At 72.5% G+C, this 14647-nt stretch carries 14 protein-coding genes; 4 read left to right on the top strand and 10 right to left on the bottom strand.

What is annotated here, in order from left to right:
* Window positions 1–255: 255 nt before the first annotated feature.
* The 4 genes from PU704_RS19585 to PU704_RS19570 form a co-directional block, all read right to left on the bottom strand.
* Window positions 256–690: a YkvA family protein gene (locus tag PU704_RS19585; RefSeq protein WP_075872879.1), complete on the bottom strand. Its 435-nt coding sequence runs from the start codon at window positions 688–690 to the stop codon at window positions 256–258.
* Between the two features lie 276 nt (window positions 691–966).
* Window positions 967–2640 (bottom strand): FAD-binding oxidoreductase, encoded by a 1674-nt coding sequence (locus PU704_RS19580; protein ID WP_277552773.1) that lies wholly within the window; start codon window positions 2638–2640, stop codon window positions 967–969.
* A 37-nt stretch (window positions 2641–2677) separates the two neighbouring features.
* Complete coding sequence (locus PU704_RS19575; protein ID WP_053005091.1) at window positions 2678–3466, bottom strand: lysophospholipid acyltransferase family protein; 789 nt, start codon at window positions 3464–3466, stop codon at window positions 2678–2680.
* Window positions 3463–4251, bottom strand: a complete 789-nt coding sequence (locus PU704_RS19570) for an SDR family NAD(P)-dependent oxidoreductase (RefSeq protein WP_047804757.1) — start codon at window positions 4249–4251, stop codon at window positions 3463–3465. Before PU704_RS19570 ends, PU704_RS19575 begins: the two co-directional genes overlap by 4 nt.
* Before the next feature lie 146 nt (window positions 4252–4397).
* On the opposite strand from PU704_RS19570, the gene PU704_RS19565 reads away from it, so the two are divergent.
* Both PU704_RS19565 and PU704_RS19560 read left to right on the top strand, forming a co-directional pair.
* On the top strand, window positions 4398–6653 hold the full coding sequence (locus PU704_RS19565; RefSeq protein ID WP_075872877.1) for an HAD-IB family hydrolase: 2256 nt from the start codon (window positions 4398–4400) through the stop codon (window positions 6651–6653).
* Between the two features lie 37 nt (window positions 6654–6690).
* A complete protein-coding gene (locus PU704_RS19560; RefSeq protein WP_047804755.1) occupies window positions 6691–7266 on the top strand; it encodes a TetR/AcrR family transcriptional regulator in 576 nt (191 codons plus the stop codon).
* A gap of 19 nt (window positions 7267–7285) precedes the next feature.
* On the opposite strand, the gene PU704_RS19555 is transcribed toward PU704_RS19560, so the two are convergent.
* Window positions 7286–8563: a DUF4032 domain-containing protein gene (locus PU704_RS19555; RefSeq protein WP_047804754.1), complete on the bottom strand. Its 1278-nt coding sequence runs from the start codon at window positions 8561–8563 to the stop codon at window positions 7286–7288.
* Window positions 8564–8653: 90 nt separating this feature from the next.
* Between PU704_RS19555 and PU704_RS19550 the strand changes: the two genes are divergently transcribed.
* Window positions 8654–9475: a MurR/RpiR family transcriptional regulator gene (locus PU704_RS19550; RefSeq protein ID WP_277552767.1), complete on the top strand. Its 822-nt coding sequence runs from the start codon at window positions 8654–8656 to the stop codon at window positions 9473–9475.
* Window positions 9476–9545: 70 nt separating this feature from the next.
* Here PU704_RS19550 and PU704_RS19545 read toward each other — a convergent pair whose 3' ends face one another.
* From PU704_RS19545 to PU704_RS19530, 4 genes are read right to left on the bottom strand one after another with little or no spacing between them, the layout of a single operon-like run.
* Complete coding sequence (locus PU704_RS19545) at window positions 9546–10352, bottom strand: ABC transporter permease (RefSeq protein WP_075872875.1); 807 nt, start codon at window positions 10350–10352, stop codon at window positions 9546–9548.
* Between the two features lies 1 nt (window position 10353).
* Window positions 10354–11268 (bottom strand): ABC transporter permease, encoded by a 915-nt coding sequence (locus PU704_RS19540; protein WP_277552763.1) that lies wholly within the window; start codon window positions 11266–11268, stop codon window positions 10354–10356.
* Between the two features lies 1 nt (window position 11269).
* Window positions 11270–12088 (bottom strand): ABC transporter ATP-binding protein, encoded by an 819-nt coding sequence (locus PU704_RS19535; RefSeq protein ID WP_277552762.1) that lies wholly within the window; start codon window positions 12086–12088, stop codon window positions 11270–11272.
* Complete coding sequence (locus PU704_RS19530; protein ID WP_277552759.1) at window positions 12085–13158, bottom strand: ABC transporter substrate-binding protein; 1074 nt, start codon at window positions 13156–13158, stop codon at window positions 12085–12087. The genes PU704_RS19535 and PU704_RS19530 overlap by 4 nt, the downstream gene beginning before the upstream one ends.
* A gap of 329 nt (window positions 13159–13487) precedes the next feature.
* On the opposite strand from PU704_RS19530, the gene PU704_RS19525 reads away from it, so the two are divergent.
* The gene (locus tag PU704_RS19525) at window positions 13488–13688 is read left to right on the top strand and encodes a hypothetical protein (protein WP_047804750.1); all 201 of its coding nucleotides are present in this window, start codon (window positions 13488–13490) and stop codon (window positions 13686–13688) included.
* Window positions 13689–13754: 66 nt separating this feature from the next.
* Here PU704_RS19525 and PU704_RS19520 read toward each other — a convergent pair.
* A partial coding sequence (locus PU704_RS19520) for an ABC transporter ATP-binding protein (protein WP_277552757.1) occupies window positions 13755–14647 on the bottom strand: 893 nt, incomplete at its 5' end.

Raw genomic sequence — 14647 nt, 5'->3', positions numbered from 1 at the left:
CACCCCAGGCCCCCACCAGCACCGGTGCGGGGCCTTTTCCCATGCCCCCACCGACCCACAGCACCGGCCGGCGAGGCCCCCGCGCCACCGACACCCCCCAGGCCCCCACCGGAACCGGTGCGGGGCCTTTCCCCGTGCCCGAACACCGGCTCGCCGCGATGGGGCGGGCCCCAGGAGCTCCTGCGGGGCCTTCCCTATGTCCCTATCGACCCGCACCCGGCACTGGGTCCCCGCCAATACTGGTGCGGGTTCTGCTCATTCCGCTTTTCCCTTCTCGCGGTTACCCAGGAGACGGCGCACTGCGGCCAGACCGTCCGGGGTGCCCGGCCAGTGTCGCTCCACGGCCTGCAGGCCGGCGGAGCGCACCACCGACCGCAGCACGAGGAGTACGACCACGGCGTCGTCGGCGTAGCCCAGCACAGGGATGAAGTCGGGGACCAGATCGATCGGCAGGGCCAGGTAGGTCAGCAGGAGGAGCAGCCGCACGCGCACTCCGCGGGGGAGCGCGGGGTCACCGGCCAGGCGCTTGACGAGCCGGAGCACATCCGGCAGCAGCCGCAGCGCGTCGCGGAGGCCGGTGCGGTCCGGTGCGGCGCGCCACAGGACGACGAGCACCACCAGCCACACGAGCAGCAGCGCCCCGAGGACCCCCACCAGCACGGGCCAGGCCGCACTCCACCATGACGGCACGGCACACCATCTCCTCTCACCGCTCCGGTCGCTCTCTCGCGGACGGGAGCTCTCAGGCGTCCTTTCACGGGAAGACCTCGAGGGCCCCGACACTACCCGCCGGCGCGGGGGTCGTGACCCGCTGGAGCGCGGCACGCCCGAGGGATCCGACGGGACCACGCCGAGCACGGGCGACGCCGGATCCCGTCAGGACTGCGGGGCGCCGCGCGTCCCGCTCGTGCGGCAGGCCCCCCGCCCGTGCGGGTGGGGGGCCTGCGGCGCGGACGGGTCCGGGGATCAGCTGACGATCTTGCCCGGGTTGAGGTTGCCGCCCGGATCGGTGGCGCTGAAGAGGCGGCGCATGAGGTCGACGCCCTCGGGGGAGACGTCCTGCTCCATCCAGGGGCTGTGCTCCAGTCCCACGCCGTGATGGTGGGACAGCGTCCCACCGGCGTCGATGAAGGCCTGCTGGACGGCGCTCTTGATCGCGGCGTACTCGCCGTGCGGATCCGCACCGATCTCGTAGCCGAACGTGAAGTAGAGGCAGGCCCCGGCGTGGTAGGAGTGCGACATGTGGGACATGATCCACCCGGTCTTGCCCTGTGCGGCGAAGGCCCGGTGGGCGGCGTCGTAGGCCGCCTTGTGCACGGTGGTGAGCTTGGACCACGGCGCGGCCGTCTCGGAGACGTCGCCGATGGTGTTCTGCTCGAGGAGGAAGTCCCGCAGGTAGGGGGTGTCGAACTTCTTCTGGTCGTAGAGGGCGCCCGGGCCCGAGCCCAGGACCAGCGCGCCCTGCTTCTTCACCAGGCCGGCCACGGCCTTCTTCCGGCGCTCGACCTCGGCCTTCTCGCCCTCGAAGCACACGTAGCCGATGCACATGGCGTCGGTGTCCCAGCCGCGGCGGCGCATGACCTCCCACAGCAGGTCCTGTCCCTTGGCCGTGACCTTCTTCTTGAGCGTGGTGGGTGCCTTCTGGGTGGACAGGGAGAACGCGGTCTCGTGCGCGTCGGAGACGCGGGCGAAGGTGGTCCGGACGTCGGACCGCGCGATGTGGTGCATCGCGGTGAGCGCCTGCTGCCACGTGGGGAACATGTACGCGATGACCTCGCGGTGCTCCGCGAGGCGGTGGACGTGCACGTCCAACCGGGTGATCACGCCGAGCCGGCCCTCGGAGCCGATGATCATCTCCCGCAGGCTCGGACCCGTGGAGGTGGACGGCAGCGGGCGCAGCACCACGGTGCCGCCGGGCCGGACCACGCGCAGCCCGCGCACGATGTCGGCGATGTCCCCGTACTTGTCCGACTGCATCCCGGAGGACCGGGTGGCGGCCCAGCCGCCGAGGGTGGAGTGCGTGAAGGAGTCGGGGAAGTGGCCCAGCGTCCAGCCGCGGGCGTTGAGCTGGTCCTCCATGTCCGGGCCCAGGACGCCGGCCTCGATGGTGGCCAGGCCCGAGGTCTCGTCGATGGAGAGGACCCGGCTGAGCCGCCCCAGATCCAGGGAAACGATCGTTCGTTCTTCGGTGGGGTCCGGCTGCAGGCTGCGCGAGATGCTCGTGCCGCCGCCGAAGGGGATGACCACCAGGTCCCGCTCGACGGCCAGCCGCAGCACCGCGGCGACCTCCTCCTCGGTGCCGGGGTAGACGACGACGTCGGGCACCCGGGCGAAGTCGCCGGCCCGGGTGAGCAGGAGCTCGGTCACGGACTTGCCGGCCCAGTGCACGATGCGCAACTCGTCGTCGAGGCTCACGTGCTCGGCGCCGGTGACCGACCGCAGGGCGGCCAGGACGTCGTCGTCCGCGCGGGAGGCCGGGACGCTCACCGTCGAGAAGTCGATGGTGTCCCGCTGCCGCGGGCGCAGATCGACGTCCAGGGCCTTCTTCACGAAGGGGGCGAAGGCCGGCTTGTTGGCGTACTCGAAGTGCACGCCCTCCTCGCCCCAGCCCCACCACTTCATGTGCTTCACGTGTGCCATCTGCGCAGTACTCTCCTGGTTCTCGGGTGGGGGGTGCTCAGTCGTCGATGCGCGGACGGTGCTCGGCGTAGAGCGCGCGCACCGACGACTCGATGCGCTCGTTGAAGGCCGCGGTGGGCTCCTTGTCCTGGGCGACGAGGGGTTCGCCGACGGCCACCACCACGCGGGGCCGGCCGGGGCGCGGCCACTTGCTGCCGTGCGGCATGGCCTCGTGCGCGCCGATCAGGGCGACCGGGAGCACCGGCACGCCCACGGCCTTGGCCAGGCCCGCGGCGCCGATCTTGAAGGGCGCCATCCGGCCCGTGCGGGAGCGGGTCCCCTCGGGGAAGACGAGCAGCGGGACGTCCGCCTTCAGCAGCTGCTTGGACAGCCCGCGGTTCGCCCCCGTGCCGGTGCGGTCCACCGGGAACGCGTTGAAGACCAGCTCGGTGAACATCCGCTTGTGCGGGGCCGTGAAGAAGTAGTCCGCGGCCACCCCGGTCGCCAGGTTCCGGCGGATGCGCGGGGGCACGGAGCCGAGCACCAGGGGAGCGTCGAGGTGGCTGGAGTGGTTGGCCACCACGACGCAGGGGCCGTCGAGGGCCTCGGCGGCCGGGTGGGTCACCACCGTGCGCCGGATCGTGCGGTAGGCGAGCCCGTGCAGGAAGATCCGCTGGGCGATCCGCCGGGCCAGCCTGCGCCGGGGATTGCGGAACCGTGCGGGTTGCAGCTGCGCGGAGGACGCGGGCGGGGCGGGCGGGGCCGGCTCCGAGGAGGCGGAGGTCTCGCCCCCGCCGTCGATGGAGCGCCGGACCGGGGCCGGGTCGTGGTGCTTGCGGTGCTTCACGATCCTGCCGTCCGTTCCTTCTGGCGGGCGGAGGCGACCATTCCGGAGAGCCGGCGGACCGCGGACCGCGGCAGGTGCCGCAGGACGAACCCGAGGGTCCGGTAGCGCTTGGTCGGCATCGAGAGCACCTTGCCGCGGGCGACGTCGTCGAGGGCCTCCTCGACCACGCGCTCGGGGGTGAGCCACATGAAGGAGGGGATCGAGGAGCCGGTGATGCCCGCGCGCTCGTGGAACTCCGTGCGCACCCAGCCGGGCAGCAACGCGGTGACGTGCACGCCCGTGCCGTGGAGCTCCACGGCCAGCGCCTCGGTGAATGCGGTGGTGTAGGTCTTGATCGCCGAGTACGAGCCCATCGTGATCAGGCCCGCGATGGAGGACACGTTGATGATCCAGCCGGATCCGCGCGCCGTCATGGCACGGGCCGCGGCGGAGGACAGGACCAGCACGGCGCGGCACATGACCTCGAACGCGCGGTCGTGGGCACCGGTGTCCGGGGTGGTGAAGGGGGTCTTCACGGAGAAGCCGGCGTTGTTCACCAGCACGTCCACCGGGCGCAGCGGGTCCTCGATGCGGGCGGCCACCCGGTCGACGTCGGCGCGGTCCGCGAGGTCCGCGGTCAGCACCTCGACGGGCACGCCGTGCTCCGCGCGCAGACGGGCCGCCGTCCGGTCCAGGCGGTCCGCGTCGCGGGCGACCAGGACCAGGGCATTTCCACGGCGGGCCAGGGCATCGGCGAACGCGGCGCCGATGCCGGACGTCCCCCCCGTCACGAGAGCGGTAAGCATGAGATCTAGGCTACACTACGGTAGCCGTAGCGTAACCGGGAGCGGTCCGCGCGGGTCGCCGTCGTCGCCCGTCGTACCGGTCCGCCCCGGCCCCCGCCGGCACCGCACCGTTCGGCGGACCAGCACATCATCCGGAGGAACCCCCGTTGACCGAGACCCCCACCACGCGCGTTCTGCTGACGGGAGCCACCGGCTTCCTGGGGCAGGCCGTGCTCGAACGGCTGCTCTCCGCCCACGACGGCGTGCACGTCACCGCCGTCGTGCGGCCCAAGGGCAGCACCAGCGGTGCGCAGCGTCTGCGGCAGCTGCTGCGCAAGCCGGCCTTCCGCACCTGGCGGGAGACGATGGGGGAGCGGGCCGAGCAGGTCTTCGCGGAGCGCACCGCGGTGCTCGAGGGGGACCTGTCCGCGCTCGCGGGGATCACCGAGCCGTTCGACGTGGTGATCCACTCGGCGTCCACCGTGTCCTTCGACCCGCCGATCCACGAGGCGTTCAGCACGAACGTCGGCGGCGCCATCGGGCTCTACGACGCCCTGCTGAGCTCCGGGCAGGACCCCCACGTCATCCACGTCTCCACCTGCTACGTGGGCGGGATCGCGAAGGGGCTGCGCCCCGAGGCCCCCGTGGACCACGACGTGGACTGGGCGGCCGAGTTCGACGCCGCCCTGCGGGCCCGCGCGGAGGCCGACATGGCCTCGCGCACGCCGGAGCGGCTCCAGGCCCTCATCGACGACGCCACCGCCGGTCACGGCAAGGAGGGCCCCAAGTCCGTGGCCCGCGCCGCGGAGGCGGCCCGGGAGGAGTGGGTGCGCACCCGCCTCGTCGAGTACGGGCGCACCCGGGCCCAGTCGCTGGGGTGGACCGACATCTACACCTTCACCAAGGCCCTGGGGGAGCGCGTCGCCGAGCAGAAGTGGGCCGGCGCCGGGCACCGGCTGTCCGTGGTGCGGCCCTCGATCATCGAGTCGGCCCTGCGCCACCCGTACCCGGGCTGGATCGACGGCTACAAGGTCGCCGACCCGCTGATCATGGCCTACGCCAAGGGCGCGCTGCCGGAGTTCCCCGGCCTGCCGGACTCGGTGCTGGACGTCATCCCCGTCGACTTCGTGGTCAACGCGATCGTGGCGCTGGCCGTGGGCGGGCACCGGGACGCGTCCGGCACGCCCACCCCCGCGGGGGCCGAGGCCCCCGCGCCGGGCTTCTACCAGGTGTGCTCGGGCGCCTCGAACCCGCTGCCGTTCCACCAGATGTACGAGAACGTGCTGGCGTTCTTCACCGCGCACCCGATCCAGGACGACGAGGGCAACCCGATCCGGGTTCCCGAGTGGAAGTTCCCCGCGAACAACGCGGTGGAGCGCTCCCTGGCGGTCAAGGAGAAGCTCTCGGCGGTGGGCGGGAAGCTGACCGCGGCCCTGCCGGCGACCTCCCGCACCCGGGAGTGGGCGAACTCCATGCACAAGATGCAGTCCGGGCTCGGCTCCCTGCGCACCTACGTGGACCTCTACCAGTCCTACACGCGCACCGAGATGATCTTCGACGACGCCCGCACCCGCCAGCTCAACGACTCCCTGCCGGCCGGCACGCCGGAGGACCGCACCTTCGACGTCCGGTCGATCGACTGGACCGACTACTGGCAGAACGTGCACCTGCCCGCGCTGACCGAGATGACCAAGGCCTACGGCCGGCTCCGGGCCGCGTCCCGGCGGCGCAACGCACCCCGGCGGACGCTGCGCGAGGGCACGGACGTGCTCGCCGTCTTCGACCTCGAGGGCACCGTGCTCAACTCCACGGTCATCCACCAGTACCTGCAGCTGCGCCGCCGCACCCTGGGCCTCGCGAAGTGGCCGGCGGAGGCGGTCGACCTCGTCTCGAGCGCCCCGACCTACCTGAAGGCCGAGAAGCGCGACCGCGGCGAGTTCATCCGCGCCTTCATGCGCCGCTACGAGGGGGTCCCTGCCCGGATCGTGCGCGATCAGGTGGCCGGGCCGCTGGGCCGGGACATGCGGCGCCTGCTGCGCCCGGGGGCGCTGGCCCGGATCGAGGAGCACCGCGCCGCGGGGCACCGCACGGTCCTGGTCACGGGCTCCATCGACCTGCTCGTGGAGCCCCTCGCCCACCTGTTCGACGAGGTCGTGGCCGGGCGGATGGACGAGCGCGACGGCGTGATGACCGGCTACCTGGCCACCCCGCCCCTGGTCGACGAGGCCAGGGCCCAGTGGCTGAAGAAGTACGCCGAGCGGGGCGGGTACGACCTCACCCGGTCCTACGGCTACGGGGACTCCCACGCCGACGCCAGCTGGCTGGTGCTGATGGGCCACCCCTACACCGTCAACCCCGACCTGCCCCTCTACCGGCTGGCGAAGAAGAACCACTGGCCCATCGAGGACTGGAAGACCGTCTGACCGCTCCGGCGAGGGGCGGCGGGCAGGAGGGGCGACGATGGCCGACGACGACCGGGCCGATCCGCGCACCGTCAGCACGGACAAGAAGATCACCGCCGCGGCGCTCGCCCTCCTGCGGGAGGGCGGGCCGCAGCGGGTGAGCATCGAGGCGGTCTCGGCCGCCTCGGGCGTGGCCAAGACCTCGATCTACCGCCGCTACGCCAACAGCCTCGAGATGCTCGAGGGCGCCCTCGAGGTCGCCGTGTCCACCTACTCCCCGCAGGGGCCGAGCGCGCCCGCGAGCTGGGACGAGGGCCTGGCCGAGGCGCTGCACTTCCTGCTGCACGACATGGGCATCGGCGTGGCCGTCTCGCTCCTGAGCGAGCCGGACTCGGAGACCTCCCGGGTGCTGCGCACGCACCTGGTCCGCCCGCGCGTGGAGCGGCTCAAGGAGCTCTTCGCCGCCGAGACCGCCGCGGGACGGCTCAGCCCCGAGCTGGACGTCGACGTCGTCCTGGACTTCGTGCTCGGCTCCGCCTACTCCCACGTGGCCCGCTACGGCAGCCTGGGGGAGGACTGGCCCCAGCGGGTGCACCGCACCCTGACGGGGGTCCTGGAAGCGCACCGCCCGTGACCGTGCCGGGCCGCCGCGCTCAGAAGATCTCGCGCTCGTCCGGGCGCTGGGCCAGCTGCGAAGCCACGTAGTCCTCGACGGCCGCGAGGGTCGGCACGTCCTTGCCGGCGCGCTCGGACATGAACCAGCGGTGCTCCAGGACCTCGTGCACGATCTCCGCCGGCTCGAGCTTGCGCCGCATCGGCGGGGTGACCGCCTCCATGATGGGGGAGAAGACCTCCCGCATCCACAGCTGCGCCACGAGGTCGTCGGGCAGGCCCGGGTAGAGGGTCTGGCCGAGCTGGTCGATGTCCGTCAGCAGCCGCCGCGCCTGGTTCTCGTGCGTCCGCAGCCCGGTGAGCCGCTGCAGGCGCCGGGTGTGGTGGCCCGGCTCCACGACCTGGGGGCGCAGCCGGATCCGCCCGTCGACGGTGTCCATGGAGGCCTCCTCGACGTCGAAGCCCAGTTCGTTGAGCCGGCGCACCCGCTCGACCACGCGCCAGCGCTCGTCCATGCTGAAGGACTCCTCGTCCATCAGCTCGCTCCACAGGGAGGTGTAGCTGGCCACGAGCCGGTCGGAGACCTCGAAGGGGTCGATGGGGTCCTCGAGCTCGTGGCCCTCCTCGGCCGCCCCGGCGAGCAGGTCCATGATCTCCCCGGCCACGTTGGTGCGGGCCAGCTCGATGTCGTACTCGCGCTGCCCCCGGCTCAGCGCCGGGTGGATCTCGCCGGTCTCCGCGTCCACGAGATAGGCGGCGAAGGCCCCGGCGTCCCGGCGGAACAGGGTGTTCGACAGCGAGACGTCGCCCCAGTAGAACCCGGACAGGTGCATCTGCACGATCAGCGAGGCGAGCGCGTCGACGAGCAGGATCACCGTCTGCGCGCTCGGCCCCGCCGAGAAGATCGCGCGGTAGGGCAGGGAGAAGCTCAGGTGGTCGGTGACGAGAGCGGCCGGCAGCGCCTCGCCCTCGGGGGTGTACCGGTCGGTGACCACGGAGTCGGGCACCACCGACGGGGCGCCCATGCGCTGGAGCCGGCGCAGCGTGGCGTACTCGTGCCGGGCGTAGTGCGGCACGGTCTCCTTGATCGCCACGACCTTCTCGCCGGCCCGGGCGAAGCGCACCACGTGCCGGGAGAGGCCGCGGGGGAAGGCCACCAGCACGTCGTCCGGCCACTGCTCCAGGGGCAGGTGCCAGGGCAGCTCCAGCAGCACGGGGTCGAGGAAGGCCGTCTGGATGGAGACCCGGCCGCCTCCCCCGGCGGGCCCGTGCTCGTCCTGCGGCGCCGGAGGGACGGGTGTGCTGAGAGGACCCTTCATAGGGGGCAATGCTAGCAACCGGTGCCCGGCCGCCGGGGCGGGAGGACGGGTGCCACCGGCCGCCCGCCCCGGGTCGCTAGGGTGGGAGACGTGTCGATCGAACAGCGCATCCACGCGCACTACGCCGGGCTCTCGCCCCAGGAGCGGCGGGCCGCCGACCTGATCCTGGACCACCTCGACGACCTCGCGCTGTACAGCTCGGCGGAGCTGGCGCAGATGAGCGGGGTCTCCCGCGCCACCCTGTCCCGGCTGTACCGGCACCTCGGCTTCGAGTCCTTCACGGAGCTGCGGGAGACGGCCCGCACGCTGCGCCAGCAGGGCGTTCCCCTGGGCCCCGACGGCGACCCTGAGCTCGGCCAGCACCTCGACCAGGAGCTGCGCAACCTGCGCAAGGCGCTGGACCCGGCAGGGGAGGACCGCACCGCCCGGGCCGTGCACGCGCTCGCCGGGGCGCGGCGGGTGCTGGTGATCGGCATGCGCAACAGCTATCCGGTCGCCCTGCACCTCAAGCAGCAGCTGCAGCAGGCGCGCGACGACGTCCGGCTCGCACCGCTGCCCGGCCAGACCCTCGGGGAGGAGCTCGTGGGACTCGGCCAGGACGACGTGGTCGTGCTGCTGGGCTTTCGGCGCCGGCCCCGAGGCTTCGAGCGGCTCGTGGCGGTGTGCGCAGCGACCGGGGCGCGGACGGTCCTCGTCGCGGACGGCACGGCGCGGCGGCACGCGGCGGCGGTGGACCTGTGGGTCGAGTGCCCCCTCGACAGCGTGGGGCCCTTCGACTCCTACGCGGCCGCCATGAGCCTGGTCGCCGTGCTGGCCGACGGGGTGCTGGCGACCACCGGGGCGGCGGGCCGGGAGCGGGTCGGCCGCGCGGCCGAGCTCTACGCGGAGCTCGACGAGCTCGACCTGCGCTGACCCGCGGGCGGTGCTGCGGGGTGCTGCCGGCCCCGGGCCGTGCAGCGGATGGCCCGGGGCCGCCAGGGTGTCACCGAGCTCCTTCCCGCCGGGCGTTCACGGCGGTCTCGAGCAGCGAGACGAGCGAGTAGAGCAGGATGGACGCCACGGTCACGACCACCACGGCGGCCCACACCTCGTCGTACTTCGCCCTGGCCACGTTCGACACGATGGCGTACCCGATCCCGTCGCCAGTGGCCAGCCACTCCGCCAGCAGGGCGCCTGTCAGCGCCCCGGGAACGGAGACCCGCAGCGCGGTGAACAGGCTGGGCAGCGCCGAGGGGAGCGCCACGATGCGGAGCACGTCGGACGACGAGCCGCCGTAGACCTTCACGACCTCGACGATCACCGGGTTCGCCGAGCGCAGGCCCTGGACGATGGTCACCAGCGCCGGGAACAGCACCACGACGGCGCCCATCGCGGCCACGGTCGCTTCCCCGCGGCCGAAGACGAGGATGATGATCGGGGCCATCGCCACCAGCGGGACCGAGCGCAGGAGCATGGCCATCGGCATCATGGCCTGCTCGACCCCGCGGAAGAGGGCGAAGACGGTGGCGACGACGAGCGCCGCCACGAGGCCGGTGACGAAGCCGATCGCGGCGTCCGCCAGGGTGGTCGCGAGCTGGCCGAGGACCAGCCCCCGGTTCGCCGCGGCCTCGGGCTCGACCACGAGGAACGACCACACGTCCAGCGGCGTCTTGCCGATGAAGGACGTCACGCCGAAGACCCGCAGGAGCAGGAGCCAGACCGCGGCGACGGCGAGCATCGAGACGACGAGGTTCACCAGCCCGCGGCCCAGGTCCTTGCCGGCGCGGACCGCTGTCATGGTCACGGACATGTCAGCGCCCCACTTCCCGGCCCCCGGAGGACCACGGTGTCACGAAGCGTGCGACGGTGCCCACCAGCGCGTACGCCAGGAAGGCCAGGCCGCCGGAGACGAGGGCCACGGCCCAGACCCGGGCGACCTCCAGGGACTGCTGGGCGTTGACCATGGCCGGGCCCATGCCCCGGTCCACGCCTCCCACGTACTCACCGAGGATCGCGCCGAGCAGAGCCGCGGGCGCGGCGATCTTCAGGGCGGTGAACACACCGGGCAGGGCCGACACCAGCCGGACCTTGACCAGCTGGTCCCAGCGGGAGCCCCCCGCCACAGTGACGACGTCGAGCGTGGAGCGCTCGGCGGTGCGGAAGCCGGCGAGCACGCTGACATAGGTGGTGAAGAACACCGAGATCGCGGCCAGGGTCACGGCGGTGCCCGAGGGCTCGCCCGAGCGCGGCGGCCCCACGACGATGAAGATGATCGGTCCGACCGCCACGATCGGCAGGCAGTAGCTCACCACGGCGATCTGCGTGGCCAGGCGCTCCGTGAACGGCAGCAGCAGCGCCGCCGCGGCCAGCAGCACCGCGGCCGCGTTGCCGCCCAGGTACCCCTGGGCGGCCTCCACGATCGTCACCGAGGCGTTGGCCCAGTAGAAGCCGGCGCCGTCGGAGGCGATCTGCCGCACGATCGCCGGGGGCGTCGGGACGGCGCCGCCGCCGGTGCCGTCCCCCGCCCCCACGCCCCGCAGGACGGTGGCCGCGCCGAGCCACCACACCGCGACGGTCGAGACCACGCCGAGGGCGGCGACGATCCACGGCGGGAGCTTCTGCCGCCCGGCGGTCCCGGCGCCCCGGCGGCCGGCAGGGCGCACGGCCGTGGTCGGGGGCGGTTCGGGGGCGCCCGGGGAGGCGGGCGCCGGCACGTGCGTGGTCATCTCACTCCTCGTCGCCGGGCGCGCCGAAGAGCAGCTCGGACGCGCGGTCGTGCAGGGCGTGGAACTCCGGGGTGCGCATCATGGCCGGGGTGCGGGGGCGGGGCAGGTCGACGTCGATGACCTCCTTGATCCGACCCGGCCGGGGAGACATGACGGCGACGACGTCCGAGAGGAAGATCGCCTCGGAGATCCCGTGGGTGACCATGAGCGTCGTGGCGGGCTTCTCCGTCCAGATCCGCAGCAGCTCGAGGTTGAGCCGCTGCCGGGTCATGTCGTCGAGGGCGCCGAACGGTTCGTCGAGCAGCAGCACGGAGGGCTGGACGACCAGGGCACGGGCGATCGAGACCCGCTGCCGCATCCCGCCCGAGAGCTGGGCGGGCTTGGACCTCTCGAAGCCCGTCAGCCCGACCAGGTCGACGAGCTCCTGGATGTACTCCTCGCGCACCGGCTGACCGGAGACCTCCAGCGGCAGGCGGATGTTGGCCTCGACCGATCGCCACGGCAGCAGAGCGGCGTCCTGGAAGGCGATGCCCAGCCGGTGCGAGCGGCGAAGCTCGGCCGGGCTCTGCCCGTCGACGAGCACCTCTCCTGCGCTGGGCTCCTCGAGGCCGGCGAGGATGCGCAGGATCGTGGACTTCCCGCACCCCGAGGGGCCCAGTAGGGACAGGAACGAGCCCTGCTCGGTCCGCAGACGGGTGTCGTCGAGCGCCGTGACGGTGCTCCGGCCAGACCGGAAGACCTTGGTGAGGCCGTTGAGGTCGATGCCGCTTGCCGTGGCGGTGTGCGGACCGAGGCCGCGGACGGGCGCCGTGCTGCTCATTCGAGCAGCTCCGGGTTCTCCTCGTACACCTCGTCGAGCAGCGAGAGGTCGAAGACGTCCTCGGCCGTGAGCCCGGGGTAGCCGGCCACGCCGAGGACCTCGACGTTCTGGGCGACGAGCTCGTCGGAGATGGTGAACAGGCCGTTCGCCTCGGTGTCCGCGGAGACCACCAGTTCCTCGTTCTGGATCTCCGCCTGGCGCGTCTCCTTGGCCATGTCCAGGCCCAGGTCCGCGCCGTACTCCTCCACGGCGAGGCGGGCGGACTCCTCCGGGGCGGCCACGGCGTCCTTCCAGCCGCGAACGGTGGCCTCCAGGAACGCCTTGAGCGCCTCGCGGTCGTTGTCGATGGCGTCCTGGGTGGTCACGAACGACTCCGCGACGAACGGCAGCCCGTGGTCCGCGAAGGGCAGTCCGACGACGTCCTCGCCCGCGAGCTCCAGGGTGATCGCCTCGTTGGTCGAGTACCCGAAGAACCCGTCCACCTCGCCGTTGACGAGGGGCTGCGGGTCGTACTGCACGGGAACCTTCTCGACGTCCCCGGGCTCGATGCCGTTGACCTCCAAGAGGGCGTCGAAGAGAGTCTCGTTCACGCCGGACTGCACGCCGATGCTCTTGCCCACCAGGTCCCCGGGCGTCTCGATCGGGTCGTCGCCCAGGGAGATGATCGTGAACGGGTTCTTCTGGTAGGTGGTGCCGATGATCTTGAGGGGGGCGTCCTCCTCCGCGATGGGCGGGGCCACCCCCAGCGGCGAGGACGTGCCCACGAGGGCGCTGCCCGCGAGCACCATGCTCTCGGTCGACGCTCCGGAGGGACCGCCGGAGATCAGGTTGACGGAGTCGAAGCCCGCCTCGGTGTAGTACCCCTCCGCGTCCGCGAAGTACTCACCGGCGAACTCGGCGTTCTTGATCCAGGACAGGTTCACGTCCAGGGTGCCGAACTCGCCCGCGCCGGTCTCGGCCGGGGGCTCTGCCGCGGCGCCGCACGCGGTGAGCGCGAGGGCGCTCGCGAGGGCCACGGCCGTGGCCGGCAGACGGCGGGAGCGTGGGGTGGTGACCGGGTCAGGGTGCACGGCAGACCTTCTTCCTGTGGGGCGCGCGAGCACGTGCGCGTCGCGGAACGGGCGGAGCACGGTTCCACGGCGCGGCGGAGGAGAGCCGCCCGGTGTGGAATCCGGTGATCGTGCGACCGAGGCTATGCAACGTGTGTTGCATCGAGGTGCGTCGGAGTTACGCATCTGTAAACGTTCCGCCCGTGCGTCTCCCGTGGGTCCGGTCCGTCCTCCTTTGCGCTTCCGCGGGGCTCGTCCCCGGACGCCCGTTCGGTTAGAATTCATCAGTCGGCTGTCAATTCTGGGCCGGACGCGCACGGCGTCCCGGCCCATACCGAAAGGAACACGCCATGCACGACCCTCAGGCTCTCGCCCAGGCGGAGACGCACCTCATCCACGTGCTCGAGCACTCGGACCCGCCCCGCGACGCCAGCCGGTTCAACGTCACGGCCGCGGCACAGGAGTACCACGAGCGCACGGGCAGCTGGGACCTGCGCGAGGCCGAGCCCGGGGTCGTGGAGGAGATCCTCGCCCGGCACCCGGCCGACTGACCCGCACACGCAGCGGCGCCCTTCCCCGACGGGGAAGGGCGCCGCTGCGTGTGGTGCCGGGGGTGGTCAGTCGGGCAGGCGGGTGCCGGTGGTGGTGTCGAAGAGGTGGAGGTGGTCCAGGGTGGGGGTGACCCAGATGGTGGACCCGGCCTTGGGTGGGGTGCGGCCCTCCACGCGCACGACGATCTCGTGGGCGGCGGGGGCGTCCTCGCCGGTTCCGTCGGTCTCGGCGGTGGGGTCGATCTGCACGATGGTGTTCGCGGCGGTGACCGGGGCGAGGTGGCCGTAGACGAAGGCGTCGGCGCCGAGTTCTTCGACCACATCGGCCACGATCGGCAGCCCCTGCCCCTCGCCGGCGGGGGTGAGGTCCTCGGGGCGGATGCCGACGGTGACCTGGTTGCCGGTCAGTGCCGCCCGCTGGGCGGGGCTCAGCGGGATGGCCAGGGTGCCCAGGTTCACCCCGGTGTCGGTGACCGGGGAGCGGAAGAGGTTCATCGCCGGGGAGCCGATGAACCCGGCGACGAACTCGGTGGCGGGCCGGTCGTAGAGGGCCCGGGGGGTGTCGACCTGCATCAGCACCCCGTCCTTGAGCACGGCCACCCTATCGCCCATGGTCATCGCCTCGACCTGGTCGTGGGTGACGTAGACGGTGGTCACGCCCAGGCGGCGGGTGAGGGAGGCGATCTGGGTGCGGGTCTGCACGCGCAGCTTCGCGTCCAGGTTCGACAGCGGCTCGTCCATCAGGAACACCTGCGGGGAGCGCACGATGGCCCGGCCCATCGCCACCCGCTGGCGCTGCCCGCCGGACAGCGCCTTGGGCTTGCGGTCGAGGTAGTCGGTCAGGTCCAGGATCTTGGCGGCCTCCTCCACCCGGCGCTTTCGCTCCTCGGCGGGGACCTTGGCGATCTTCAGGGCGAAGCCCATGTTCTCGGCCACGGTCATGTGCGGGTAGAGGGCGT

Origin of the sequence: Kocuria oceani, assembly GCF_029524215.1 — a bacterium.
GTDB lineage: Bacteria > Actinomycetota > Actinomycetes > Actinomycetales > Micrococcaceae > Kocuria > Kocuria oceani.
This window is presented reverse-complemented; position numbering and strand designations above follow the sequence as displayed.